This is a genomic window from Pseudomonas sp. UME65 (genome assembly GCF_014170225.1).
GTDB classification, from domain to species: domain Bacteria; phylum Pseudomonadota; class Gammaproteobacteria; order Pseudomonadales; family Pseudomonadaceae; genus Aquipseudomonas; species Aquipseudomonas protegens.
On record NZ_LZZQ01000013.1, the window covers coordinates 909004 to 931647 of the forward strand.

Below are 22644 nucleotides of genomic sequence, written 5' to 3' on the forward strand. Positions count from 1 at the left end.
GCCGAACCCGTTGAGCGCGCCATTATACAGACCCTTTGTGCTGAATCTGACTGGAGTTCCTCATGTTGCGTGGCTTCCTGATGCTGGCCGCCTTCTTCGGTTTCACCGGGGTTGCCCTTGGCGCTTTCGCCGCCCACGGTCTTAAAAACCGCCTGAGCACGGACTACCTGGCTATTTTTCATACAGGTGTTACCTATCAACTGGTGCATGCCCTGGCGTTGTTCGGCGTCGCTTTGCTGGCGGCTCATATTCCCGGGCGGCTGGTGACCTGGGCCGGCGCTGCCTTCACCCTGGGCATCCTGCTGTTCTCCGGTAGCCTGTACCTGCTGACCCTGACTGGCACCAGCAAGCTGGGGATCATCACCCCCTTCGGCGGTGTGGCCTTCCTGGTCGGCTGGTTCCTGCTGGGGCTTGCCGCCTGGCGCCTGCAAGTTGCCGGCTGACGCTTGTAGCTGACCTTTAGGTCATGATCGGGCTAGAATGCTGGCCCCTAAAAATGATGGCGGCCTTGGCATGCGCATTCAGTTGAACGGTGAATCCTTTGAACTGCCCGACGGCTCGACCGTTGCGGCCCTGCTGAGCCATCTGGAACTCACCGGACGGCGGATCGCGGTGGAACTCAACCTGGATATCGTTCCGCGCAGCCAGCACGCCGAAACCGCCCTCAACGAAGGTGACCAGGTTGAAGTGGTCCACGCCATCGGCGGCGGCTAGTCACTGGCTTCAATAGCGCTGCTGCTCATCTGCGCAGCGCCCTGGCCCGATTCCGGGCCCTTTCATGGACGACATGCTTTCACCGGCCCCGGATCGAGGGTCACCAGCGCCCCGGGCCTGATAAAGAATTCTGCAAGAACCTCACCCCAACAGAGGATTTCCGATGAGCAACGTTCGTAGTGACAAGCCTTTCGTCCTGGCCGGTCGGACGTACCAGTCGCGTTTGCTGGTAGGCACCGGCAAGTACCGCGACATGGAAGAAACCCGCCTGGCCATCGAGGCCTCGGGTGCCGAGATCGTGACCGTTGCCGTGCGCCGGACCAATATCGGCCAGAACCCGGGCGAACCGAACCTGCTGGATATCCTGCCGCCGGATCGCTACACCATCCTGCCCAACACCGCCGGCTGCTATGACGCGGTCGAGGCCGTGCGCACCTGCCGCCTGGCCCGTGAGCTGCTCGATGGCCACAACCTGGTGAAGCTGGAAGTCCTGGCCGACCAGAAGACCCTGTTCCCCAACGTGCTGGAAACCCTCAAGGCCGCCGAAGTGCTGGTCAAGGAAGGTTTCGACGTGATGGTCTACACCAGCGATGATCCGATCATCGCCCGCCAGCTGGCGGAAATGGGCTGCATCGCGGTCATGCCCCTGGCGGGCCTGATTGGCACCGGGCTGGGGATCTGCAACCCGTACAACCTGCAGATCATCCTTGAAGAAGCCAAGGTTCCGGTACTGGTGGATGCCGGTGTCGGTACCGCTTCCGACGCCACCATCGCCATGGAACTGGGGTGTGAGGCGGTGCTGATGAACTCGGCCATCGCCCACGCGCAGCAGCCGGTGATGATGGCCGAAGCCATGAAACACGCAATTGTCGCGGGCCGCCTGGCGTACCTCGCCGGTCGCATGCCGAAGAAACTCTATGCCAGCGCCTCTTCGCCGCTGGATGGTCTGATCAAGTAAGAGCTATTGATGACTGAATCAAACGACACGCCAATCCAGCCGGAAGCCGGCGACGAGCGCCAACACCGCCGCATCAAGAGTTTCGTGATGCGCGCCGGGCGCATGACCGAGGGCCAGCAGCGCGGCCTGGACCAGGGCGCGCCGCTGTACGTGCTGCCCCTGGCCGACGCCCCGGTGGATTACGACCAGGTGTTCGGCCGTTCGGCACCACGCTCCCTGGAAATCGGCTTCGGCATGGGCCACTCGCTGCTGGAAATGGCCGCAGCGGCCCCGGAGCAGGATTTCATCGGCGTTGAGGTTCACCGCCCGGGTGTCGGCGCGCTGCTCAATGGCGTGCTGACCCAGGGCCTGACCAACCTGCGGGTCTACGATTGCGATGCCATCGAGGTGCTCAACCGCTGCATCGCCGACAACAGCCTGGACCGGCTGATGCTGTTCTTCCCCGATCCGTGGCACAAGAGCCGGCACCACAAGCGCCGCATCGTCCAGGCTTCCTTCGCCGAGCTGGTGCGCAGCAAGCTCAAGGTTGGCGGCATTCTGCACATGGCCACCGACTGGGAGCCCTATGCCGAATACATGCTGGAGGTGATGAACGTCGCCCCGGGTTATCGCAACCTGGCCGAAGACGGCAAGTGTGTACCGCGCCCGGCCGAACGCCCGATCACCAAGTTCGAGCGTCGCGGCGAGCGCCTGGGCCACGGCGTGTGGGATTTGAAGTTCGAAAAGCTCGCCTGAGCCCCGCGGACACGCTGCTGTAGGAGCTGCCGGGCGGCGTTCCGCTTGCCAGCGAAGAGGCCTTCAAGGTCGCCTTCGCCAGCCAGCTGGCTCCTACAGGGCTTTGATGAAGCCGACCGGCACCTGGTCGGTCAGCCACACCCCATTCTCTGCCTGATAGAAGGTGAAGCCCTGGGCCTGCATGGCCTGGGCGTCGATCTGCAGGATCACCACCTGGCCGTAACGCTGGCCCACGGCCCGGGCGGTGTCGATTTCCTGGGACAGGTGCACGTGGTGCCGTGAACCCGGGATCAGCCCCTTTTCGTTGATCGAATCCATGAAGCGCGTGGCGGTGCCGTGGAAGAGCACGGCGGGCGGTTGCTTTGCCTCAAGCTGCAATTGCACGGCCTTGTTGGAATGCCCCTGAACGGCACGAATCCGCTGGCTATCAGCCGAGAGGGCGAAGCGTTTCTTGTCGTTGCCTTCGACCACCTGCTCGATCAATTCCCGGCTCAGTCGCCGGCCGTTCTTGGCCGCACCGCTGATCAGCGCGTCGATATCGCCCCAGCCTTCGCTGTCCAGTTCCAGGCCGATGGCCTGGGGCTCGTGGCGCAGCACATAGCTGAGGAACTTACTGGTGTCCTCGATGACTTTCTTGCTCATGTTCTTCCTTGATAACGGGGGCAGCCGTTGGATTGCGTTCGCCGGCTTGGTGTAGGAGCCGGCTTGCCGGCGAAGGGGCCCTGCGAATTAACGACGATCAGCGACCACGCCAATCAGCACCAGTACCACCAACAGCACTGGCGCCAGGCTGTAGTTGTTGAACTGGCTCAGGCCGCGGACGATCCACGGCGTGGCGTAGATCAGCGCCAGGCCGCTGCCCACCATGCACAGCAGGGCCATCAGCGGCACCCGCAGGGCGCCGGCGATGCCGCCCAGGCGCTGTTCGACCCAGCCCTTGATGTCCGCGCCGAACAGCACCAGCAGGCAGCCCACCAGTGCCAGGGCGATTTCCGAGAGGTTGCTGCGACTCCAGCGGGACACGGTGGCGAGCAGGTCGAGTACCAGATCCATGTGATTTCCTTAGATCAGAAAGTATTGCAGCAGGTCATTGAGAAAAAGTTGCCCGCGGGCCGTGGCCGCCAGGCGTGACGGTTCGACCTGCAACAAGCCGCTTTGTTCGGCCTGGCGCCGGCCTTCGGCGAGGCTGCCCAGGTCCAGGCCGGTGCGTTGGGCGAACAGCGCAGCGTCCACGCCATCGGTGAGGCGCAGGGCGTTCATCAGGAACTCGAACGGCAGCTCTTCGTTGCCCAGGGCCTTCTCGCCCGCCTTGAACTGCTTGGCCGGGTTCAGGTAGTCCTTGGGCAGGCGGGTCTTCCAGGTGCGCAGGATGCGCCCGTCCGGGTGGCTGAGTTTGCCGTGGGCACCGGCGCCGATCCCGATGAAGTCGCCAAAGCTCCAGTAGTTCAGGTTGTGCCGCGCCGCGCGCCCGGGCTGGGCGTAGGCCGAGACTTCGTACTGGGCATAGCCGTGCTGGGCCAGCAGGGCCTGTCCGGCTTCCTGGATGTCCCACAGGGTGTCGTCTTCCGGCAGTACCGGTGGTTGGTTCCAGAACACCGTGTTGGGCTCCAGGGTCAGCTGGTACCAGGACAGGTGGGTCGGCTTCATCGCAATGGCCTGGCGCAGGTCGCCCAGGGCATCGTCCAGGGACTGGTCCGGCAGGCCGTGCATCAGGTCCAGGTTGAAGTTGTCGAACCCGGCCTGGCGCGCCATGCCAGCGGCGCGAATCGCTTCATCGCCGTTGTGGATGCGGCCCAGGGCCTTGAGCTTCTGTTCCTGGAAACTCTGGATGCCGATGGACAGGCGATTGATGCCCAGGGCGCGGTAGGCGGTGAATTTTTCCTGCTCGAAGGTCCCGGGGTTGGCTTCCAGGGTGATTTCGATGTCAGGGGCAAACCGGATGCGCTGTTCCACGCCCTTGAGCAGCCGACCCAGGGTCTGGGCGCTGAACAGGCTCGGGGTGCCGCCGCCGAAGAAGATCGAGCTCAGCTCGCGACCGTGCACGGCGTGCAGGTCCTGGTCGAGGTCGGCCAGCAGGGCGTCGACGTACTCCTCTTCCGGTAGCGTCGGGCTGGCCGCGTGGGAGTTGAAGTCGCAGTAGGGGCATTTGCGTACACACCACGGGATGTGGATGTACAGCGCCAGGGGCGGCAACTGGGGCAGCGCCGCCCGGGGCGTATGCGCGCCGCCGAGAATCAGCGGCGACGCGGAGGGCTCGTGACTCATTTCAGGCCCAGGCGTTGCCGCAGAATGGCCATGGCGCGGGCGCGGTGGCTGAGCTGGTTTTTCTCCTCGGGGCCCAGTTCGGCGCTGGAGCAGTTGCGTTCCGGCACCCAGAACAGCGGGTCGTAGCCGAAGCCGTGCTCGCCGCTGGCGGCGGTAAGGATGCGCCCGTGCCACAGGCCTTCGCAGAGGATCGGCAGCGGATCGTCGGCGTGCCGTACCAGTGCCAGGACGCAGACGAACTGCGCACCGCGCTCGGCTTGCGGGACATCCTTGAGGGCTTCGAGCAGCTTGGCGTTGTTCGCCGCGTCGCCCTGGCCGTCGGCGTAGCGGGCCGAGTAGATGCCCGGGGCGCCACCGAGGAAGTCCACTGCCAGGCCGGAGTCGTCGGCCAGTGCCGGCAAGCCGGAAATGCGTGCGGCATTGCGCGCCTTGAGGATCGCGTTTTCGACGAACGACAGGCCGGTTTCTTCCGGCTCGACGCTGCTGAACTCGCCGATCGAGCGCAATTGCACCGAAGCGCCGAGCATGGCCTGGAGTTCTTTGAGTTTGCCGGCGTTATGGCTGGCCAGTACGAGTTGCGTGAGGTTCATTATTCGCCCGGGAATAGCTCTTGGTTGAAGCTGAAGCTGTTGGTGTCACCGCCAGTCTGCACATTGATGGTGAACGTACGGTTTTCCTGCTGCTCCACCGGGAACTGGGCGATGTAGTAGATCGCGCCCTGCTCGGTGATCTGGCGGAATTTCAGCGGGATGCTCTTGCTGGTCAGGTCCTTGACTGTGCCACTGACCTGGCCGACCAGCGGCTTGCCGTCCTTGATCAGGGAAACGTTGATCACGCCCTGGTTCTTGCTGCGGACCAGCTCCGCCGCCCTGGCGATATCAGGCTGCAGGTAGGTGGAGTTGAAGGTGTTGTAGTGCACGGTGATGTCACCGAACACTTCCTGGCGTTCGCCCTTGATCGGGTCCGCCGCCAGGGCGCTGACGCTCAGGCAGGCAGCCAGTAGAAATGTAACCAGACGTCCCATGATGGTTCTCCTCGATGCAACGTGGTTTATACCGCGACCTTGTGATCTTGCAGGCCGGGACTGCTGACGCGGTAGATGCCGATCTCTCCTAAGAGATTAGGCCATAGCTTACTGGCCCACCCATGGCGGTGTTGTTGATCGACGGCAAGGCGGTTGATCACCCGGGCTTGCCGCTCGCGGCACAGTTCTTCGAAGTCCTCGAAGGTGCAGAAGTGGATGTTCGGCGTGTTGTACCAGGTGTACGGCAGGAACTCCGAGACCGGCATCCGCCCCTTGCTGGCCAGGTACCAGCGGCAGCGCCAGTGACCGAAATTGGGGAAGGTGATGATGCACTGGCGGCCGACCCGGAGCATTTCGTCGAGGATCTTGTCCGGGTAGTGCACGGCTTGCAGGGCCTGGGTCATGACCACGATGTCGAAGCTGTTGCTGGCAAAGTTGCCCAGGCCCTTGTCCAGGTCCTGCTCGATCACGTTGATGCCCTTGGCCACGCACTCGGCGATGTTGTCCGGGTCGTTTTCCAGGCCATAGCCGGTGACCTGCTTGTGCTCCTGCAGCCAGCTCAGCAGCTCGCCGTTACCGCAGCCCAGGTCGAGGACGCGGCTGCCGGCGGGGATCCATTCCTGGATGATTTCCAGATCGGCTCTCATCGTGTCCTCACAAGGTAATGCGGTTCATGTAGTGGCTGAACGCCTGCAGGTAGCGCGGGATCGGGATCAGGAAGGCGTCATGCCCCTGCGGTGCGTCGATCTCCAGGTAGCAGACGTCCTTGCGCGCGGCCATCAATGCATCCACCAGCTCCCGGGAGCGGGCCGGGGAGAAGCGCCAGTCGGTGGTGAAGGACATCACGCAGAACTTGGCGGTGGCATGGGCGAAGGTCTTGGCCAGGTCGTCGTCGCAGTTGGCCGCCGGGTCGAAGTAGTCCAGGGCCTTGGTCATCAGCAGGTAGGTGTTGGCATCGAAACGCCCGGAGAACTCCTCGCCCTGGTAGCGCAGGTAGCTTTCCACCTGGAACTCGACGCTGTGGAAGTCGTAGTTGAGCTTCTCGCTCTTGAGCCCACGGCCGAATTTCTCGCCCATGGAGTCGTCGGACAGGTAAGTGATATGGCCCACCATTCGCGCCAGCATCAGCCCGCGCTTGGGGATCACCCCCTGTTCCTGGAACGAGCCGCCGTGGAATTCCGGGTCGGTGAGGATCGCCTGGCGCGCCACTTCGTTGAAGGCGATGTTCTGCGCCGAGAGCTTGGGCGCCGAGGCGATGGCCAGGCAGTGCCGTACACGGTCCGGGTAGGTGATGGTCCATTGCAGGGCCTGCATGCCGCCGAGGCTGCCGCCGATCACTGCAGCCCACTGGTCGATGCCCAGGCGATCCGCCAGGCGCGCCTGGCTGTGTACCCAGTCTTCCACGGTAAGCACCGGGAAGTCGGCGCCGAACGGCTTGCCGGTGTCCGGGTTGAGGCTGCTGGGACCGGTGGAGCCGTTGCAACCGCCGAGGTTGTTGAGGCTGACCACGAAGAACCTATTGGTGTCGATCGGCTTGCCCGGGCCGATGCAACTGTCCCACCAACCGGGCTTGCGGTCGTCGACGCTGTGGTAGCCGGCGGCGTGATGATGGCCGGACAGGGCGTGGCAGATCAGCACCGCGTTGCTGGCGCTGGCGTTGAGCTGACCGTAGGTTTCGTAGATCAGGTCGTAGGCCGGCAGCGCGCGCCCGCAGGCCAGGGCCAGGGGTTCGCTGAAGTGCGCTATTTGTGGCGTGACCAGACCAACAGAATCGGGGGGAAAGGCAGTTGGCATCGACCCTGCTCTCATTTAAATGAGGCGTAAGTCTAAAGACCGCTGCCCCCAGCGGCAAGCAAAGCCCGGGGCTGTGTTTCGTTGCGGGAAATGATGTGGGAGGTTCGCTGGCAAGCCAGCTCCTGCAGTGAACATGGGGCGCAGGAGCCGGCTTGCCGGCGAATCAGGCGGGGCGAGCCAGCCCCGGCAGGTCCGGCAGCTTCTTCGGCGCTTGCAGGCGCACCCGCTTCTGCCGGTTCAGTTCGCCGCTGACCAGGCTGATGTTGCTCTTGGGAATGCCAAAGGCCTTGGCCAGGAACGCCATCAGGTGCGCATTGGCCTTGCCTTCCACTGGTGGCGCGGTGAGGCGGATCTTCAACCGCTCGCCGTGCAGGCCAGCGAACTCGTCGCTGCTGGCCTTGGGTTGCAGGTGGCAATCGAGGATCAGATCGTCACCGTCCCAGCGGTAATAACTCATGCAGGCCGCCCGGGTCAGATCAGCAGGCGCAGGATGTCCGGCATCATGGTCATGGCCGCCAGGTTGTTGATCACCAGCATGTCCAGCAGCTTGAGCACCATGAATGCCAGGATCGGCGAGATATCCAGGCCGCCCATGCTCGGCAGGATGCGACGGAACGGGGCCAGGGCGGGTTCGCAGATCTGGTTCACCAGTTCGGCGCCGGGGTTGTGGCTGCCAGGGGCGACCCAGGACAGAATCACGCTGATGATCAGGGCGAAGAAGAAGATCTTCAGGAACAGCGCGGTGACGCCGATGATCGACCAGATCAGCAGTTGCAGCGGGTTGCCGGTGGTGCCGTAGGTCAGCAGCAGGGTCAGGGCCATCAGGGCCAGTTGCACCAGGATCGCCAGCAGCAGCGAGGACATGTCCAGGCCGCCGATGCTCGGGATGACCCGGCGCATCGGCTTGAGCAGCGGCTGGGTGGCCCGCACGATGAACTGGCACAGCGGGTTGTAGAAGTTGGCGCGCACCAGTTGCAGGACGAAACGCATCAGCACGATCAGCAGGTACAGGCTGCCCAGGGTTTGCAGCACATACACCGCAGCGGTGTTCAATCCAATCATCATTGGCTCCTTATTGGCCCAGTTGTTCGGCCATTTCGGCCGAGCGGTGCGCAGCGGCACCCAATGCTTTTTCCACCAGGGCTTCAAAGCCACCGGCCTGGAATGACTTGATGGCCGCTTCCGTGGTGCCTGCCGGTGAAGTCACGCGGCGGCGCAACTCGGCGGCGTCAACGTCACTGGAGACCGCCATGTGGGCGGCGCCCAGGGCGGTCTGCAGAGTCAGCTGGGCGGCGGTTTCCCGGGGCAGGCCGAGCTTCTCGCCGGCGGCGGTCATGGCTTCGATCAGCAGGAAGAAATACGCCGGGCCACTGCCGGAGACGGCAGTCACTGCGTCCAGTTGCTGCTCCTGGTCCAGCCACAGGGCGATACCCACGGCGGACAGCAGTTCCTCGGCCTGCTGGCGTTGCTGGGCGCTGACTTCGGCGGTGGCGTACAGGCCGCTGACACCCTGGCGCAGCAGTGCCGGGGTATTGGGCATGCAGCGCACGATGGGCTGGGCGCCGAGCCAGCTGTTCATGCTCGAACAGGTGATGCCGGCGGCGATGGACACCACCAGCTGTTGCGGCTTCAGGCTCGGGCGCAGGGCTTGGCACACGGCTTTCATGGCCTGGGGCTTGACCGCCAGGACGATCACGTCGACGCCTTCGATGGCCTCGGCGTTATCGGCAAATACCTGGATGCCATGTTCGGCCGCGACTTTCGCTCGGGTCTGCTCGCCCGGGTCGCTGGCGCGGATCTGCGAGGCCTCCAGGCCTTTGGCCCGCAGGCCGCCGATGAGACTGGCCGCCATGTTGCCGGCACCGATAAAAGCGATACGAGTCGTGTTCATGACAGGTCCTTACAAGAGGTCGGGGTCAGTCGCATCAGGACTGACTGTAGTCGCGGGCACCAAACAGCGCGGTACCGATCCGCACCCAGGTGGCGCCTTGGGCAATGGCCGCTTCGAGGTCGTGGCTCATGCCCATGGAAAGGGTATCCAGGGGCAGCTTGAGGCTGTCCCGCAGGTCGTTGTTCAGGCGTTGTACCGCGGCGAAGGCGGCGTCCTGGGCAGCGCGGTCCTCGGTAGGCTCGGGAATCGCCATCAACCCCCGCAGTTGCAGGCGTGGCAAGGCACCGATGGCGCTGGCCAGGGCCGGCAGGTCGGCCGGGGCGCAGCCGGACTTGCTGGCTTCGCCACTGACGTTCACCTGGATGCAGATGTTCAGTGGCGGTAACTCGGCCGGGCGTTGTTCGGACAGGCGTTGGGCGATTTTCAAGCGATCCACGGAGTGCACCCAGTCAAAATGCTCGGCAATGGCACGAGTCTTGTTCGACTGAATGGGGCCGATGAAGTGCCAACTCAAGGGCAGGTCGGCCAGTTCCTGCTGTTTGCCCAGGGCTTCCTGCAGGTAGTTCTCGCCGAAATCCCGCAGGCCGGCGGCATGGGCCTCGCGCAGGGCGGCGGCGGGCTTGGTCTTGCTCACGGCCAGCAGCTGGACGCTGTGCGGGTCGCGCTGTACGGCCTGGCAGGCGTTGCGGATGCGCTCGGCTACCTGGGAAATGTTGTCTGCTATCGTGGACATTCGATTTCGTCTCAAAAGTACCGGCGGCCCTGGCCACCGGCTGCCGCGTGAATCCACCAGACCTCGATTCTCCGCCGGCCCGAGCCACGCTCAAGGGTCGCGTCGGGCATCGTCCGCGGCCTGGCCATTGAATCTGCCAGGCGCGGGCGGGTCTGAAGCTCGCGGCATTCTACTGGAATTGGGGGGCACTATGGACATCACCGAACTCTTGCGCTTGAGCGCTTCCCGGGGCGCTTCGGACCTGCATCTGTCCGCCGGGCTGGCGCCGATGTTGCGCATCGATGGCGATATTCGCCCGCTGCCGGGCCCGGCCCTGGAAGGGCCACAGGTGCAGGCGCTGATCCATGAACTGATGAGCGAAGCACAGCGCCAGGCGTTCGCCGCCTGCAATGACCTGGATTTCGCCTATGAACTGCCGGGTGTGGCGCGGTTTCGGGTCAATGCCTTCCGGCACGCCCGTGGCGTCGGTGCGGTGCTGCGCCTGATTCCCGCGCGGGTACAGAGCCTGGAGGAGCTGGGGCTGGGGGAAGTGTTTCGGCAGATTACCGAGGCGCCCCGCGGGCTGGTGCTGGTGACCGGGCCCACCGGCAGCGGCAAGTCCACCACACTGGCGGCGATGATCGACCACCTGAACCGGCACCGCCAGCAGCACATCCTGACCATCGAAGACCCTATCGAATTCGTGCATCCGCAGAAGAACTGCCTGGTGCACCAGCGCGAAGTGCAGCGCGATACCCAGAGCTTCGCCACGGCCTTGCGTGCGGCGCTGCGGGAAGATCCCGACGTGATCCTGCTGGGCGAACTGCGGGACCTGGAAACCATCCGCCTGGCCCTGACCGCCGCGGAAACCGGGCACCTGGTACTGGCCACCCTGCACACCTCGTCGGCGGCCAAGACCATCGACCGGCTGGTGGACGTGTTTCCGGGGGAGGAAAAGGCCCTGGTGCGCTCGATGCTGGCCGAGTCGCTGCAGGCAGTGGTCGCGCAAGTGCTGGTGAAGAAGGTGGGCGGTGGCCGGGTAGCGGCGCACGAGATCATGCTGGGCAGCCCGGCGATCCGTAACCTGATCCGCGAGGACAAGGTGGCGCAGATGTATTCGGCGATCCAGACGGGTGGCGCCCAGGGCATGCGCACCCTGGACATGAGCCTCAAGGCATTGCTCGGGCAGGGGTTGATCAGCCGCGATCAGGCGCGGGAGCAGGCGCGGATGCCGGAGAGCTTTTGACGGGGCTGGAAATGCATTCGCCGGCAAGCCGGCTCCTACAGGTGGGTGCAGGAGCCGGCTTGCCGGCGAAGCGGGGTATCAGCGTTGCACGACCCGCAGGGGCGCGTGCTCCTTGGGCAAGACCCGCTTGGCAACCACATAGTGGCTCTGCCAGTAGGGCTTCTTCAGGGTATCGATGGTCACTGCCTTGCCGCGCCGCGGGGCGTGGATGAAGCGGTCTTCGCCCAGGTAGATGGCGACGTGGTTGACCTTGCGGCTCTTGATGTTGAAGAACAATAGGTCGCCCGGCTTCAGGTCCTTGCGCTCGACCTTCTGCCCGTGGCCGCTGGCCATGGCGTTGGAGGTGCGTGGCAGGTCCACGGCGGCGACATCGTTGAAGGCGTAGCGCACCAGGCCGCTGCAGTCGAAGCCTTTGCTTGGGCTGCTGCCGCCCCAACGATAGGGTGTACCGAGGACATTGACCGCGCGGCTGAGAACCGTGGTGCTCGGCCGGCCGGCGTTGTTGGCCACCAGCTTGCTGTCGGCCTTGCTCAGGCGGGTGGGGTGCTTGATGGTGCTCTTGTTCTTGGCGGTGACCGTCGAAACGTGCGGTTTCGGGGTGTAGCCATTAACGTTGGGAAGTCGTTGCTCACGGTTGGTGGCGTGGGCGGCCAGTGGCATTAATAGGCAAATGGTTAGCCATGTCTTGAAAAATGGACGCATTAGGCAAGGCTCTTATTGGTTAGCGCGCAACTTTATAACAGCTTTCAGGTCACTTCCGTGGCCGTTTGTCGATTCAACCTTGGGGTCAACTTCGGCAAAGAGGTGGCAACTTGACGCAGAAAACCGTCAGAAGTCAGGCAGTACAAGGCTTTGGCGGAACAGAAGGTAACATTGCCCGCACGTCGAATGCCTGTAAAAAAGTCACAAAGTTTTTAAGAATATTTATCTATCACCTGCAAAGAGGCACTTAATGAACACCTATCGTCAGGATGCATCCACCCATGACACCCACAGCAAGGTGATCGGTTACCTGTTGTGGATTTTCGGTTTTACCGGGGCCCACCGCTTCTATTACGGCAAGCCGGTGACCGGGACTATCTGGTTCTTCACCTTCGGTCTGCTGGGCATTGGCTGGCTGATCGACTTGTTCCTGATCCCGTCCATGGACCGGGAAGCGGACCTTCGCTTTACCGCAGGTCCGGTGGAATACAGCGTGGCCTGGATTCTGCTGACCTTCCTCGGGGTTTTCGGCGTGCACCGCATGTACCAGGGCAAATGGCTGAGCGGGGTGATCTACCTGTTCACCGGCGGCCTGTTCTTCCTGGGGGTGCTGTACGACTTCTGGACCCTGAACGATCAGGTATCGCTGGAGAACGCCAAGCGCCGTTGATCCCGTCATCGGCGCAGGCGGTGATGGCGCAGCCTGTAGCCACTGCCGCAGGGCGCCATCAGGAGCGGCGGCTCCTTCGGCGCCGTTCGCAGCCTGCGGCAGCGGCTACAGGGTGTTTGCCAGGCGATCAGCCCTGATAGCTGATATGCCCGTCCACCAGGGTGTAGCGCACCGCGCCCGGCAGGCTATGGCCGAGGAACGGGCAGTTTTCGCCCTTGGACAGCCAGCGCTCGCCGGCCACGGTGGAACTGGCCGGGTCGAACAGCACCAGGTCCGCCGCACCACCGGCTGCCAGCTTGCCTGCCGGCAGGCGCAAGGCCGCGGCGGGGCCGGCACTCAGGCGTGCCAGCAGGGTCGGCAGGTCCAGCAGGCCGTCCTGCACCAGGGTCAGGGCCAGGGGCAACAACAGCTCGACGCTGCTGATGCCCGGCTCGGTGGCGCCGAACGGCGCCAGCTTGGCGTCCCGCTCATGGGGCTGGTGATGGCTGGAAATGGCTTGCACCACCCCGGACTTCACCGCTTCGCGCAGGGCATCGCGGTCGGCCCGCGAGCGCAGCGGCGGCTGCACGTGGTACAGGCTGGAGAAGTCGATCAGCGCCTCGTCGGTCAGGATCAGCTGGTACAGCGCCACATCGGCGGTGACCGGCAGGCCGCGGGCCTGGGCCTGGGCGATCAGCTCCACGCCGCGGGCGCTGGTCAGCTGGCTGAAGTGGGCGCGCACGCCGCTCTGTTCCACCAGCAGCAGGTCCCGGGCCAGGGCCACGGTCTCCGCGCTTTCCGGGATACCCGGCAGGCCGAGGAAGCTGGCGGTGGCGCCTTCGTGGGCCAGGCCGCCTTCGGCCAGGTCGCGGTCCTGGGAGTGGAAGATCACCGTCAGGTCGAAGGTGGCGGCGTATTCCAGGGCGCGGCACAGGGTGCGGGTGCTGCGGAAACCTTTCAGGCCGTTGCCGAAGGCCACGCAACCGGCGTCACGCAATGCGATCAGCTCCGCAAGCTGCTCGCCTTCCAGGCCCTTGCTCAAGGCGCCAATGGGGAACACTTTGCTGTTGCCGGCCTCGCGGGCGCGGTCGAGGATCAGTTCGGCCACCGCCGAGGTGTCCAGTACTGGCTTGGTGCGCGGCGGGCAGCACAGGCTGGTGACGCCCCCGGCGGCTGCGGCGCGGGTTTCGCTGGCAATGCTGCCCTTGCGGCTGTAGCCCGGCTCGCGCAGGGCGACGCTCAGGTCCACCAGGCCGGGTGCGGCCACCAGGCCCTTGGCGTCGATGGTGGTAACGGCATTGAAGCCGCCAGGCGCGGCGCCGATGGCGACGATCTTGCCGGCTTCCAGGTGCAGATCGGTGGTTTGATCCAGGCCGCTGCTTGGATCGATGACGCGGGCGCCGAGAATGCTGAGCTTCACTGGGCGTTCTCCTGCTCGAATTGTCGCTGGGCGGTCTGCCCGCTCATGGCCATGGACAGTACCGCCATGCGCACTGCAATGCCGTAGGTCACCTGGTTGAGGATCACCGAGTGCGGGCCGTCGGCTACCGCCGATTCGATCTCCACGCCTCGGTTGATCGGGCCCGGGTGCATGACGATGGCGTCGGGCTTGGCCCCGGCCAGGCGCGCGGTGGTCAGGCCGAACAGGCGGTAGAACTCGCCTTCGCTGGGCAGCAGGCCGCCCTGCATGCGTTCACGCTGCAGGCGCAGCATGATCACCACGTCCACGTCCTTCAGGCCTTCGGTCATGTCGGTGTAGACCTTGACCCCGTACTGCTCGATGCCGATGGGCAGCAGGGTTTTCGGCGCGATCACGCGGATGTCCGGGCAGCCGAGGGTTTTCAGCGCCAGCATGTTCGAACGCGCCACTCGCGAGTGCAGGATGTCGCCGACGATGGCTACCGAGAGGTTCTCGAAGCCGCCCTTGTGCCGGCGAATGGTCAGCATGTCGAGCATGCCCTGGGTCGGGTGGGCGTGACGGCCGTCGCCGCCGTTGATGATCGCCACTTGCGGGCACACGTGTTCGGCGATGAAGTGCGCGGCGCCGGAATCGCCGTGGCGCACCACGAACATGTCGGCGGCCATGGCTTCCAGGTTGCGCAGGGTGTCCAGCAGGGTTTCACCCTTGCTCGCCGAAGAGGTCGAGACATTCAGGGTGATCACGTCCGCCGACAGCCGCTGGGCGGCCAGTTCGAAGGTGGTGCGGGTGCGGGTGGAGTTCTCGAAGAACACATTGCACACGGTCTTGCCGCGCAGCAGCGGGACTTTCTTCACCGCCCGGGCGCCGACTTCGAGGAACGAGTCGGCGGTGTCGAGGATTTCCGTCAGCAGCTCGCGGTTCAGGCCGTCGAGGGACAGGAAGTGGCGCAGCTGGCCCTGATCGTTGAGCTGCAGCGGGCGCTTGGCGTCTAGAGGCGTCATCGCAATGGACTCTTAAAAGGGCGAGTTAGAGGGCGAGGTCTTGGAGCTCGAGTTGAAGCGGCGCAGGACCGGACAATTTTACCCGCTCGTGGGCGGCCAGCGACAGGGTCGCGCCCACCACATTCGGACGGATCGGCAGTTCAGCGGCGTTCAGGTCCAGCAGGCAGACCAGGGTCACGCTGGCCGGCCGGCCGTAGTCGAACAGTTCGTTGAGGGCGGCGCGGATGGTCCGGCCGCTCATCAGCACGTCGTCGATCAGCACCAGGTGCTGGCCTTCGATCTCGAACGGCAGCTCCGAAGGACGCACCTGCGGGTGCAGGCCGTTCTGGCTGAAGTCGTCGCGGTAGAAGGACACGTCCAGGGTACCCAGGGGCGAATCGCTGCCCAGGGCCTCCAGCAGGGCCTGGGCCACCCAGACGCCACCGGTACGGATACCGATGAAGCGTGGCTCGCTGATGGCGCGCTGGGCCAGGTGGGCGTTGAGATCAGCGGCCATCTGGCTGATCAGGGCGGCGGGATTGGGCAGGCTCATGGTGGCTCCTTCGTGGGCTCGCGCCTGCTGCCGGGCAGCTGGGCGCGGGAACTTACGGCTGGTGTTGGGCCAGGAGGCGCGCAGCCCCGGGGCCGCGCATCTTCAGGATGTGGTCTCAGGTGTTCAACAGGCCGGCGTTTTCATCGAGCCAGCCTTGCAGCAGCAGGGCGGCGGCGATGGCGTCCACCGGGTTGTCGCGGTAACTGCCTTTCTGGCCGCCCCGGGCCAGGCGTTCACCCTTGGCCTCGAAGGTGGTCAGGCGTTCGTCGTGGGTATAGAAGGGCACATTGAAGCGGCCGTTCAGGCGCCGGGCGAACTTTTCGGCGCGCACGCACATGTCGCTGGGGCTGCCGTCCATGTTCAGGGGCAGGCCCACCACCACGGCGTCGGGCTTCCATTCCTTGATCAGGGCTTCCACCTGGTTCCAGTCGGGCACCCCGTTCTGCGCCTTGAGGGTGCACAGCTCCCGGGCCTGGCCGGTGATGGCCTGGCCCACGGCAACGCCGATCTGCTTGGTGCCGTAGTCGAAGCCGAGGATCAGTCGCAGGGCCATCAGGCGTGGCCCGCCTGGCTGGTGAGCAGGCTGAGGTTGACCCCCAGGTGCCGGGCGGCGGCTTCCAGGCGCAGTTCGCTGCTGGTGTTGAACAGGATGTCGGCGTCGAAGGGGCAGGTCAGCCAGGCGTTGTCCGCCAGTTCGGCTTCCAGCTGCCCGGCTTCCCAGCCGGCATAGCCCAGGGCGATCAGGCTCTTGGCCGGGCCCACGCCATCGGCGATGGCGAACAGCACGTCCTGGGACGTGGACAGGGACAGCCCCTCGAGTTCCACCGTGGCCTGGTAGACCGGGCCGTTGGGGTGCAGGACGAAGCCGCGATCGGTCTGCACCGGGCCACCGCTGAAAATGGGCACGTGCTGGCACAGCAGGGACGGCTCTTGGTCAGGGCGCAATTGTTCGAGGATATCGGCCAGGTTCAGGTCCTGGGGGCGGTTGACCACCAGGCCCATGGCGCCACTGGCGTTGTGCTCGACGATGTAGGTCAAGGTCTGCGCAAAGTTCGGGTCGGCCATATGGGGCATGGCGATCAGGAAATGATGCTTGAGATAGCTTGGGCTGACATTTTTCATGAGCGCTAGTGTGGCGGTGGCGGGCCCGGCTGACAAGCTGGCGATGTGCGGCCATGGCGCTGTTGCGCGGCCGATTGCCGGCCGATCAGTTGCTGGAAAGCTTGTCGCCCCGGGCGAAGCGCCAGGTGCGGATGATTTCCAGGCGGTCGATGTCCGACAGGTCGCCGGTAAAGGGGGCGAACGGCGCCGCCAGGCGCACGATGCGCTGGGCCGCCTGGTCCAGCAGTGGTTGCCCGGAGGACTCCAGCACCAGCACTTCATACAGCGAGCCGTCACGGTTGATCGAGACCATCAGCCGCAAGTTGCCGTAGATCTGCTTGCGCCGGGCTTCCTCGGGGTAGTTGAGGTTGCCGATGCGCTCGACCTTCTTGCGCCATTCGTCCTTATACCAGGCGCCCTTGTCGCGCATGGTAGAGGCGGCGCTGAGGCGGTGGATGCGCGGGCGTTTGGCATACAACTGCTGTTCGTTGGCCAGCTCGGCTTCCAGGCTGGAAATCTCGCTGGACAGTTGCGAGCTGTCGAACGTCGGAGTGGGGGCCTTGGGCGTCGGGTCTTTCTTGACCTCTTCACGCTGGGTGACGGTCTTTTTCGGCTTGGGTGCGGTGGTGGCCACGGCGGCCTTGGGCGCGGTGTCCTTGACCTCGGGCTTGACCGAGGGCGGCGGCGTGACCTTCTTCACCGAGTTGTCCTGGAACGGTGCGACTTCGGTGGTTTTCGGAATGGCCTTCTTGTCCAGGGTGCCGCTGCCCTGCTGGTTGTCCTGGGCGAGGAAGTCGGCCTTCTTCGGCTTGGTCTCGCTCTTGAAGGTGGCCAGGGTGATTTCCAGGGTCTTGCTGATGGCCTTGGGCTCGGCGAAGGAAAAGCCCAGGCCGAGGATCAGTGCCAGGTGCAGGAGCGCCGCCAGGAACAGGGTAAAACCCAGGCGATCGGCCGCACGCACGCCGCTATGGGCAAGCTCGGGGGGCAGATCGGACGGGAGGCTCATCGGCAGTTCGACATCACAGGAGGCATCACACAACCAACATCACGGTTTCACAGGCGGCGCATGATAACGCAATGTTGGTTTGTGCTTGGTTGTTCTACATCACTTGGCCTTGAGCTTCTGATCGATGGCATCCATCAGCATCGCGCCGATGTTGATGCCGAAGGCGTTGTCGATTTCACGGATGCAGGTGGGGCTGGTGACGTTGATTTCCGTCAGGTGTTCGCCGATCACGTCGAGGCCGACGAACAGCAGGCCCTTGGCCCGCAGGGTCGGGCCGACCTGGGCGGCGATCCAGCGGTCCTTGTCGCTCAGCGGGCGGGCTTCGCCACGACCGCCGGCCGCCAGGTTGCCGCGGGTTTCACCGGCGGCGGGGATGCGCGCCAGGCAGTAATCCACCGGTTCGCCGTCGATCATCAGGATGCGCTTGTCACCGTCCTTGATCGCCGGCAGGTAGGCCTGGGCCATGATCTGCTGGCTGCCGAGCACGGTCAGGGTTTCCAGGATCACCGACAGGTTCGGATCACCCGCGCGGTGGCGGAAGATCGAGGTGCCGCCCATGCCATCCAGGGGCTTGAGGATCACATCGCCATGCTGGGCCGCGAACTCGCGCAGCACGTCGGCGCGGCGGCTGACCACGGTGGGCGGGGTGCACTGGGGGAACAGCGTGGCAAACAGCTTTTCGTTGCAGTCACGCAGGCTCTGGGGCTTGTTGACCACCAGTACGCCAGCGCTTTCGGCCTGTTCCAGCAGGTAGGTGGAGTAGACGAACTCCATGTCGAAGGGCGGGTCCTTGCGCATCAGGATCACGTCCAGATCGCTCAGCGGGCAGTCGATCTCGGCGTCCAGCTCGAACCACTTCTGCGGGTTGGCGAACACTTGCAGCGGGCGCATGCGGGCCCGGGCCACGCCGGCGCCCTGGTACAGGTCGCGCTGTTCCATATAGAAGAGGGTCCAGCCGCGCTCCTGGGCGGCCAGCAGCATGGCCAGCGAGCTGTCCTTCTTGTAGGAGATGCTGGCGATAGGGTCCATGACAATCCCGACGCGAACGCTCATGGGTGGATTCCTTTAAGAAAATGAGTGGGAGCGAGGCAAAAAAAGTGGCGTCAGAGTGGCGCTGACAGGGGCCTGGGTCAAGGAAAAACCACTGCCTGGCGTGGTCCATAGATTGCAGGGGGGAGAGTGTGCTAAAAAGGCTCGCAGGCCGGGCCCAAGCCTTGAAGTTCAAGGGTTTCACCCATTGCCCGGCGGTACCGGACCAAATCATTCGCTGGGGCGATGGCAGAGCAGATATGGAACAGCATTCCAACGCCTTGAAGGTGATGGTGATCGACGATTCGAAGACGATTCGCCGCACGGCCGAAATGCTGCTGAAGAACGTCGGTTGCGAGGTCATCACCGCAGTGGACGGCTTCGAAGCCCTGTCGAAGATCGTCGACCATCACCCCGGCATCATCTTCGTCGACATCATGATGCCGCGGCTCGACGGCTATCAGACCTGTGCGCTGGTGAAGAACAACAGCGCGTTCAAGTCCATCCCGGTGATCATGCTGTCTTCCAAGGATGGCCTGTTCGACAAGGCCAAGGGGCGCATCGTCGGCTCCGACCAGTTTTTGACCAAACCCTTCAGCAAGGAAGAACTGCTGAGCGCGATCAAGGCCCATGTCCCGGACTTTGTCGCGCTTGCGCCACAGTAGACACGCACAGCGACGCCCGGCCAGCAGGCCGCGCGCCTATACCGTATGGGGAAGACCATGGCTCGTATTCTGATCGTCGATGACTCGCCGACTGAAATGTACAAACTCACCGGCATGCTGGAAAAGCACGGCCATGAAGTGCTCAAGGCCGAGAACGGTGCCGACGGCGTGGCCCTGGCCCGGGAAGAAAAGCCCGACGCGGTGCTGATGGACATCGTCATGCCCGGCCTCAACGGTTTCCAGGCGACCCGCCAGTTGACCAAGGATGCCGAGACCAGCCATATCCCGGTGATCATCATCACCACCAAGGATCAGGAAACCGACAAGGTCTGGGGCACCCGCCAGGGCGCCAAGGACTACCTGACCAAACCGGTGGACGAAGAGACCCTGATCAAGACCCTGAACAACGTCCTGGCCGGCTGACAGCCGCGCCATGAGCCAATCCCAGACCGCCTTCGAGCTGCTGCTGGAGATCGACCAGCGCTGCCGCTTGCTGGCCGCCGACCTGCCGTCCCAGGAAACCCGCCAGCACAGCTGGAGCGGCATCGGCTTTCGCCTGGGCGAGCATTGGTACGTGGCCGCCATGGGCGAGATCAGCGAAGTCCTGCACGAGCCGCGCTACACCCTGCTGCCCGGGGTCAAGCCCTGGGTCAAGGGCGTCGCCAACCTGCGCGGGCGGCTGCTGCCGATCATGGACCTGTGCGGTTTCTTCGGCCATGAGCTGTCGCCCCTGCGCAAGCAGCGACGGGTACTGGTGGTGGAGTACAAGGAGCTGTTCGCCGGCCTGCTGGTGGACGAGGTGGCCGGGCTGCAGCACTTTGCCCAGGACAGCCTGGAGCCCGGCATCACCGACTTTGCCGACGCCGCGGTCAACCCCTACCTGCAGGGCCAGTTCCGCCGCGATCAGGTCTGGCAGGTCTTCAGCCCCTTCGCCCTGGCCCGTTCGCCGGGGTTCCTGGAGGTGGCAGCGTGAAGGGCGCCCCGGCGCCTGGGCAACCCGTTGGCCGTGCCACGGGAAGCGCGTGTTTCCCTGGATCAACCCATGCTGCCCCGGCGTTGCGCGCGCCCCGGGCACTCGAATGCGGGACCGCCCGCTCGCCACAGGCCTGATCGATGACCAAAGCCAAAACCGGCAAGCCCCTGGAAGGCTCCCGCAGTCGCTCGCAGATCATCGTGCTGTTCATCGCACTGATCGTGTTCATCATGCTGTTGTTCGCCAACTTCGCTTACCTCAATACCCAGGCCACCTACGACAAACAGTACATCGGCCATGCCGGCGAGCTGCGGGTGCTGTCCCAGCGCATTGCCAAGAACGCCACCGAAGCGGCGGCGGGCAAGGCTGCGGCGTTCAAGCTGCTGGGGGATGCGCGCAACGATTTCGCCCGGCGCTGGGGCTACCTGAAAAAGGGTGACCCGGACACCGGGCTGCCCGGGGCCCCGGTGGCCTTGCGCCAGGAAATGCGCGCGGTGCAGCTGGACTGGGAAAAACTGCTGAAAAACACCGACGCGATTCTCGCCAGCGAGCAGACCGTGCTGTCCCTGCACCAGGTGGCGGCAACCCTGGCGGAAACCGTGCCGCAATTGCAGGTGGAGTATGAAAAGGTCGTCGAGATCCTGCTCCAGCGTGGCGCCCCGGCGGCCCAGGTGGCCATGGCCCAGCGCCAGTCGCTGCTGGCCGAGCGGATTCTCGGCGCGGTCAACACGGTGCTGGCCGGCGACGAAAACGCGGTCCAGGCCGCCGATGCCTTCGGTCGCGATGCCGCGCGCTTCGGCCAGGTGCTCAACGGCATGTTGCAGGGCAACCCGGGGCTGAAGATCAGCCAGGTGGAAGACCCGGATGCCCGGGGGCGGCTGGCGGAGATTTCCGAGTTGTTCGAGTTCGTCTCCGGCTCCGTGGACGAGATCCTCGAAACCTCCCCCGAGCTGTTCCAGGTCCGCGAGTCGGCGAGCAACATCTTCAGCCTGTCCCAGACCCTGCTGGACGAAGCTTCGCTGCTGGCCAGCGGCTTCGAGAACCTGGCCGGCAGCCGCAAGCTGGACACCATCGGCGGCTACGTCCTGGGCCTGCTGGCCCTGGCTTCGATCATCCTCATTGGCCTGGTGATGGTGCGCGAGACCAACCGCCAGTTGCGCGAGACCGCAGAGAAGAACGAGCGCAACCAGAACGCAATCATGCGTTTGCTGGACGAGATCGAGGACCTGGCCGACGGCGACCTCACGGTCACCGCCTCGGTGACCGAGGACTTCACCGGCACCATTGCCGACTCCATCAATTATTCCGTCGACCAGCTGCGTGACCTGGTGGCCACCATCAACCTCACCGCCGGCCAGGTGGCCGGCGCAGTGCAGGAAACCCAGGCCACCGCCATGCAGCTGGCCGAAGCCTCGGAGCATCAGGCCCAGCAGATTTCCGAAGCCTCCACGGCGATCAACGAAATGGCCCAGTCCATCGACCAGGTATCGGCCAACGCCGCGGAATCCTCGGCGGTGGCCGAGCGCTCGGTGGAAATCGCCAACAAGGGCAACGAGGTGGTGCACAACACCATTCACGGCATGGACAACATCCGTGAGCAGATCCAGGACACCGCCAAGCGGATCAAGCGTCTGGGCGAGTCTTCCCAGGAGATCGGCGATATCGTCAGCCTGATCGACGACATTGCCGACCAGACCAACATCCTCGCCCTCAACGCGGCGATCCAGGCCTCCATGGCCGGTGACGCCGGGCGCGGCTTTGCCGTGGTGGCCGACGAGGTGCAGCGGCTGGCGGAGCGTTCCTCGGCGGCCACGCGGCAGATCGAGACCCTGGTGCGGGCGATCCAGACCGACACCAACGAGGCGGTGATCTCCATGGAGCAGACCACCACCGAAGTGGTGCGCGGCGCGCGCCTGGCCCAGGACGCCGGGGTGGCCCTGGAAGAGATCGAAGGGGTGTCCAAGACCCTGGCGGCGCTGATCCAGAGCATCTCCAACGCGGCCCAGCAGCAGACCTCTTCGGCCGGGCAGATTTCCCTGACCATGAACGTGATCCAGCAGATCACCTCGCAGACTTCGTCCGGTTCCACCGCCACCGCCGAGAGCATCGGCAACCTGGCGAAGATGGCCAGCCAGCTGCGCCGCTCGGTGTCCGGCTTCACCCTGCCGGCCACCCGGGGCCCGGCCCCGAATGACAACCGCTGACACAAGGCTTTGACTGGAGTGGT

29 protein-coding genes are annotated in these 22644 nt (G+C 64.6%); 10 read left to right on the forward strand and 19 right to left on the reverse strand.

The window, feature by feature from the left end; genetic code table 11:
* The first annotated feature begins 62 nt into the window (after positions 1 to 62).
* The 4 genes from A9971_RS19025 to trmB all read left to right on the forward strand — a co-directional run bounded on the left by A9971_RS19025 (position 63) and on the right by trmB (position 2407).
* Entirely contained in the window at positions 63 to 443 is a 381-nt protein-coding gene (locus A9971_RS19025; protein ID WP_011064026.1) for a DUF423 domain-containing protein, read from the forward strand.
* Positions 444 to 513: 70 nt separating this feature from the next.
* Positions 514 to 714 carry a sulfur carrier protein ThiS gene (gene thiS / locus A9971_RS19030; RefSeq protein ID WP_011064025.1) on the forward strand — a complete coding sequence of 67 codons (201 nt, stop codon included), beginning with the start codon at positions 514 to 516 and terminating at the stop codon, positions 712 to 714.
* A 163-nt stretch (positions 715 to 877) separates the two neighbouring features.
* Positions 878 to 1672 carry a thiazole synthase gene (locus A9971_RS19035; protein WP_011064024.1) on the forward strand — a complete coding sequence of 265 codons (795 nt, stop codon included), beginning with the start codon at positions 878 to 880 and terminating at the stop codon, positions 1670 to 1672.
* Positions 1673 to 1681: 9 nt separating this feature from the next.
* A complete protein-coding gene (gene trmB, locus A9971_RS19040; RefSeq protein ID WP_011064023.1) occupies positions 1682 to 2407 on the forward strand; it encodes a tRNA (guanosine(46)-N7)-methyltransferase TrmB in 726 nt (241 codons plus the stop codon).
* 93 nt (positions 2408 to 2500) lie between these two features.
* Here trmB and A9971_RS19045 read toward each other — a convergent pair whose 3' ends face one another.
* From A9971_RS19045 to A9971_RS19095, 11 genes are all read right to left on the reverse strand, one after another.
* Positions 2501 to 3049, reverse strand: coding sequence for an RNA 2'-phosphotransferase (locus A9971_RS19045; RefSeq protein ID WP_183001159.1), 549 nt, complete (start codon positions 3047 to 3049; stop codon positions 2501 to 2503).
* 87 nt (positions 3050 to 3136) lie between these two features.
* Positions 3137 to 3460 (reverse strand): DUF3392 domain-containing protein, encoded by a 324-nt coding sequence (locus A9971_RS19050; RefSeq protein ID WP_011064021.1) that lies wholly within the window; start codon positions 3458 to 3460, stop codon positions 3137 to 3139.
* Between the two features lie 9 nt (positions 3461 to 3469).
* Positions 3470 to 4672, reverse strand: a complete 1203-nt coding sequence (hemW, locus tag A9971_RS19055; RefSeq protein WP_259652351.1) for a radical SAM family heme chaperone HemW — start codon at positions 4670 to 4672, stop codon at positions 3470 to 3472.
* On the reverse strand, positions 4669 to 5265 hold the full coding sequence (gene rdgB / locus A9971_RS19060; protein ID WP_026020234.1) for an RdgB/HAM1 family non-canonical purine NTP pyrophosphatase: 597 nt from the start codon (positions 5263 to 5265) through the stop codon (positions 4669 to 4671). Before rdgB ends, hemW begins: the two co-directional genes overlap by 4 nt.
* Positions 5262 to 5696 carry a DUF4426 domain-containing protein gene (locus A9971_RS19065; RefSeq protein ID WP_011064018.1) on the reverse strand — a complete coding sequence of 145 codons (435 nt, stop codon included), beginning with the start codon at positions 5694 to 5696 and terminating at the stop codon, positions 5262 to 5264. Before A9971_RS19065 ends, rdgB begins: the two co-directional genes overlap by 4 nt.
* Before the next feature lie 26 nt (positions 5697 to 5722).
* Positions 5723 to 6343 (reverse strand): methionine biosynthesis protein MetW, encoded by a 621-nt coding sequence (metW, locus tag A9971_RS19070; RefSeq protein WP_011064017.1) that lies wholly within the window; start codon positions 6341 to 6343, stop codon positions 5723 to 5725.
* 7 nt (positions 6344 to 6350) lie between these two features.
* Positions 6351 to 7490: a homoserine O-acetyltransferase gene (locus A9971_RS19075; protein WP_041752663.1), complete on the reverse strand. Its 1140-nt coding sequence runs from the start codon at positions 7488 to 7490 to the stop codon at positions 6351 to 6353.
* A 163-nt stretch (positions 7491 to 7653) separates the two neighbouring features.
* Positions 7654 to 7947: a DUF167 domain-containing protein gene (locus A9971_RS19080; RefSeq protein ID WP_019095290.1), complete on the reverse strand. Its 294-nt coding sequence runs from the start codon at positions 7945 to 7947 to the stop codon at positions 7654 to 7656.
* Positions 7948 to 7961: 14 nt separating this feature from the next.
* Positions 7962 to 8552 (reverse strand): YggT family protein, encoded by a 591-nt coding sequence (locus tag A9971_RS19085; protein ID WP_011064014.1) that lies wholly within the window; start codon positions 8550 to 8552, stop codon positions 7962 to 7964.
* A 10-nt stretch (positions 8553 to 8562) separates the two neighbouring features.
* A complete protein-coding gene (proC, locus tag A9971_RS19090) occupies positions 8563 to 9381 on the reverse strand; it encodes a pyrroline-5-carboxylate reductase (protein ID WP_011064013.1) in 819 nt (272 codons plus the stop codon).
* 34 nt (positions 9382 to 9415) lie between these two features.
* Positions 9416 to 10114 (reverse strand): YggS family pyridoxal phosphate-dependent enzyme, encoded by a 699-nt coding sequence (locus tag A9971_RS19095; protein ID WP_041120251.1) that lies wholly within the window; start codon positions 10112 to 10114, stop codon positions 9416 to 9418.
* Positions 10115 to 10304: 190 nt separating this feature from the next.
* Here A9971_RS19095 and A9971_RS19100 point away from each other — a divergent pair, with 190 nt between their 5' ends.
* Positions 10305 to 11339, forward strand: coding sequence for a type IV pilus twitching motility protein PilT (locus A9971_RS19100; protein ID WP_183001158.1), 1035 nt, complete (start codon positions 10305 to 10307; stop codon positions 11337 to 11339).
* 78 nt (positions 11340 to 11417) lie between these two features.
* On the opposite strand, the gene A9971_RS19105 is transcribed toward A9971_RS19100, so the two are convergent.
* A complete protein-coding gene (locus A9971_RS19105) occupies positions 11418 to 12041 on the reverse strand; it encodes a C40 family peptidase (protein ID WP_011064010.1) in 624 nt (207 codons plus the stop codon).
* Between the two features lie 250 nt (positions 12042 to 12291).
* Here A9971_RS19105 and A9971_RS19110 point away from each other — a divergent pair, with 250 nt between their 5' ends.
* On the forward strand, positions 12292 to 12711 hold the full coding sequence (locus A9971_RS19110; RefSeq protein WP_011064009.1) for a TM2 domain-containing protein: 420 nt from the start codon (positions 12292 to 12294) through the stop codon (positions 12709 to 12711).
* 127 nt (positions 12712 to 12838) lie between these two features.
* Here the strand turns inward: A9971_RS19110 and A9971_RS19115 are convergent, their stop codons facing one another.
* From A9971_RS19115 to gshB, 7 genes are all read right to left on the reverse strand, one after another.
* On the reverse strand, positions 12839 to 14110 hold the full coding sequence (locus A9971_RS19115) for a dihydroorotase (RefSeq protein ID WP_183001157.1): 1272 nt from the start codon (positions 14108 to 14110) through the stop codon (positions 12839 to 12841).
* Complete coding sequence (locus A9971_RS19120; RefSeq protein ID WP_011064007.1) at positions 14107 to 15111, reverse strand: aspartate carbamoyltransferase catalytic subunit; 1005 nt, start codon at positions 15109 to 15111, stop codon at positions 14107 to 14109. Before A9971_RS19120 ends, A9971_RS19115 begins: the two co-directional genes overlap by 4 nt.
* 25 nt (positions 15112 to 15136) lie before the next feature.
* Complete coding sequence (gene pyrR, locus A9971_RS19125) at positions 15137 to 15643, reverse strand: bifunctional pyr operon transcriptional regulator/uracil phosphoribosyltransferase PyrR (RefSeq protein WP_011064006.1); 507 nt, start codon at positions 15641 to 15643, stop codon at positions 15137 to 15139.
* Positions 15644 to 15758: 115 nt separating this feature from the next.
* Positions 15759 to 16196, reverse strand: coding sequence for a Holliday junction resolvase RuvX (gene ruvX, locus A9971_RS19130; protein ID WP_011064005.1), 438 nt, complete (start codon positions 16194 to 16196; stop codon positions 15759 to 15761).
* The gene (locus A9971_RS19135) at positions 16196 to 16765 is read right to left on the reverse strand and encodes a YqgE/AlgH family protein (RefSeq protein WP_011064004.1); all 570 of its coding nucleotides are present in this window, start codon (positions 16763 to 16765) and stop codon (positions 16196 to 16198) included. The genes ruvX and A9971_RS19135 overlap by 1 nt, the downstream gene beginning before the upstream one ends.
* A gap of 85 nt (positions 16766 to 16850) precedes the next feature.
* The gene (locus A9971_RS19140) at positions 16851 to 17750 is read right to left on the reverse strand and encodes an energy transducer TonB (protein ID WP_011064003.1); all 900 of its coding nucleotides are present in this window, start codon (positions 17748 to 17750) and stop codon (positions 16851 to 16853) included.
* A gap of 99 nt (positions 17751 to 17849) precedes the next feature.
* Positions 17850 to 18803 (reverse strand): glutathione synthase, encoded by a 954-nt coding sequence (gene gshB, locus A9971_RS19145; RefSeq protein WP_183001156.1) that lies wholly within the window; start codon positions 18801 to 18803, stop codon positions 17850 to 17852.
* 236 nt (positions 18804 to 19039) lie between these two features.
* Here gshB and pilG point away from each other — a divergent pair, with 236 nt between their 5' ends.
* The 4 genes from pilG to A9971_RS19165 all read left to right on the forward strand — a co-directional run bounded on the left by pilG (position 19040) and on the right by A9971_RS19165 (position 22621).
* Positions 19040 to 19444 carry a twitching motility response regulator PilG gene (gene pilG, locus A9971_RS19150; RefSeq protein WP_011064001.1) on the forward strand — a complete coding sequence of 135 codons (405 nt, stop codon included), beginning with the start codon at positions 19040 to 19042 and terminating at the stop codon, positions 19442 to 19444.
* Positions 19445 to 19501: 57 nt separating this feature from the next.
* The gene (gene pilH / locus A9971_RS19155) at positions 19502 to 19867 is read left to right on the forward strand and encodes a twitching motility response regulator PilH (RefSeq protein WP_011064000.1); all 366 of its coding nucleotides are present in this window, start codon (positions 19502 to 19504) and stop codon (positions 19865 to 19867) included.
* 10 nt (positions 19868 to 19877) lie between these two features.
* Positions 19878 to 20417: a chemotaxis protein CheW gene (locus tag A9971_RS19160; RefSeq protein ID WP_011063999.1), complete on the forward strand. Its 540-nt coding sequence runs from the start codon at positions 19878 to 19880 to the stop codon at positions 20415 to 20417.
* A 140-nt stretch (positions 20418 to 20557) separates the two neighbouring features.
* Positions 20558 to 22621, forward strand: a complete 2064-nt coding sequence (locus A9971_RS19165) for a methyl-accepting chemotaxis protein (RefSeq protein ID WP_011063998.1) — start codon at positions 20558 to 20560, stop codon at positions 22619 to 22621.
* Positions 22622 to 22644 lie beyond the last annotated feature (23 nt).

Bases quoted from the DNA above. Each gene is read 5' to 3' on its own strand.
- A9971_RS19025 (WP_011064026.1), top strand. From the start codon at position 63: ATGTTGCGTGGCTTCCTGATGCTGGCCGCCTTCTTCGGTTTCACCGGG.
- thiS (WP_011064025.1), top strand. From the start codon at position 514: ATGCGCATTCAGTTGAACGGTGAATCCTTTGAACTGCCCGACGGCTCG.
- A9971_RS19035 (WP_011064024.1), top strand. From the start codon at position 878: ATGAGCAACGTTCGTAGTGACAAGCCTTTCGTCCTGGCCGGTCGGACG.
- trmB (WP_011064023.1), top strand. From the start codon at position 1,682: ATGACTGAATCAAACGACACGCCAATCCAGCCGGAAGCCGGCGACGAG.
- A9971_RS19045 (WP_183001159.1), bottom strand. From the start codon at position 3,049: ATGAGCAAGAAAGTCATCGAGGACACCAGTAAGTTCCTCAGCTATGTG.
- A9971_RS19050 (WP_011064021.1), bottom strand. From the start codon at position 3,460: ATGGATCTGGTACTCGACCTGCTCGCCACCGTGTCCCGCTGGAGTCGC.
- hemW (WP_259652351.1), bottom strand. From the start codon at position 4,672: ATGAGTCACGAGCCCTCCGCGTCGCCGCTGATTCTCGGCGGCGCGCAT.
- A9971_RS19065 (WP_011064018.1), bottom strand. From the start codon at position 5,696: ATGGGACGTCTGGTTACATTTCTACTGGCTGCCTGCCTGAGCGTCAGC.
- metW (WP_011064017.1), bottom strand. From the start codon at position 6,343: ATGAGAGCCGATCTGGAAATCATCCAGGAATGGATCCCCGCCGGCAGC.
- A9971_RS19075 (WP_041752663.1), bottom strand. From the start codon at position 7,490: ATGCCAACTGCCTTTCCCCCCGATTCTGTTGGTCTGGTCACGCCACAA.
- A9971_RS19080 (WP_019095290.1), bottom strand. From the start codon at position 7,947: ATGAGTTATTACCGCTGGGACGGTGACGATCTGATCCTCGATTGCCAC.
- A9971_RS19085 (WP_011064014.1), bottom strand. From the start codon at position 8,552: ATGATTGGATTGAACACCGCTGCGGTGTATGTGCTGCAAACCCTGGGC.
- proC (WP_011064013.1), bottom strand. From the start codon at position 9,381: ATGAACACGACTCGTATCGCTTTTATCGGTGCCGGCAACATGGCGGCC.
- A9971_RS19095 (WP_041120251.1), bottom strand. From the start codon at position 10,114: ATGTCCACGATAGCAGACAACATTTCCCAGGTAGCCGAGCGCATCCGC.
- A9971_RS19100 (WP_183001158.1), top strand. From the start codon at position 10,305: ATGGACATCACCGAACTCTTGCGCTTGAGCGCTTCCCGGGGCGCTTCG.
- A9971_RS19105 (WP_011064010.1), bottom strand. From the start codon at position 12,041: ATGCGTCCATTTTTCAAGACATGGCTAACCATTTGCCTATTAATGCCA.
- A9971_RS19110 (WP_011064009.1), top strand. From the start codon at position 12,292: ATGAACACCTATCGTCAGGATGCATCCACCCATGACACCCACAGCAAG.
- A9971_RS19120 (WP_011064007.1), bottom strand. From the start codon at position 15,111: ATGACGCCTCTAGACGCCAAGCGCCCGCTGCAGCTCAACGATCAGGGC.
- pyrR (WP_011064006.1), bottom strand. From the start codon at position 15,643: ATGAGCCTGCCCAATCCCGCCGCCCTGATCAGCCAGATGGCCGCTGAT.
- ruvX (WP_011064005.1), bottom strand. From the start codon at position 16,196: ATGGCCCTGCGACTGATCCTCGGCTTCGACTACGGCACCAAGCAGATC.
- A9971_RS19135 (WP_011064004.1), bottom strand. From the start codon at position 16,765: ATGAAAAATGTCAGCCCAAGCTATCTCAAGCATCATTTCCTGATCGCC.
- A9971_RS19140 (WP_011064003.1), bottom strand. From the start codon at position 17,750: ATGAGCCTCCCGTCCGATCTGCCCCCCGAGCTTGCCCATAGCGGCGTG.
- gshB (WP_183001156.1), bottom strand. From the start codon at position 18,803: ATGAGCGTTCGCGTCGGGATTGTCATGGACCCTATCGCCAGCATCTCC.
- pilG (WP_011064001.1), top strand. From the start codon at position 19,040: ATGGAACAGCATTCCAACGCCTTGAAGGTGATGGTGATCGACGATTCG.
- pilH (WP_011064000.1), top strand. From the start codon at position 19,502: ATGGCTCGTATTCTGATCGTCGATGACTCGCCGACTGAAATGTACAAA.
- A9971_RS19160 (WP_011063999.1), top strand. From the start codon at position 19,878: ATGAGCCAATCCCAGACCGCCTTCGAGCTGCTGCTGGAGATCGACCAG.
- A9971_RS19165 (WP_011063998.1), top strand. From the start codon at position 20,558: ATGACCAAAGCCAAAACCGGCAAGCCCCTGGAAGGCTCCCGCAGTCGC.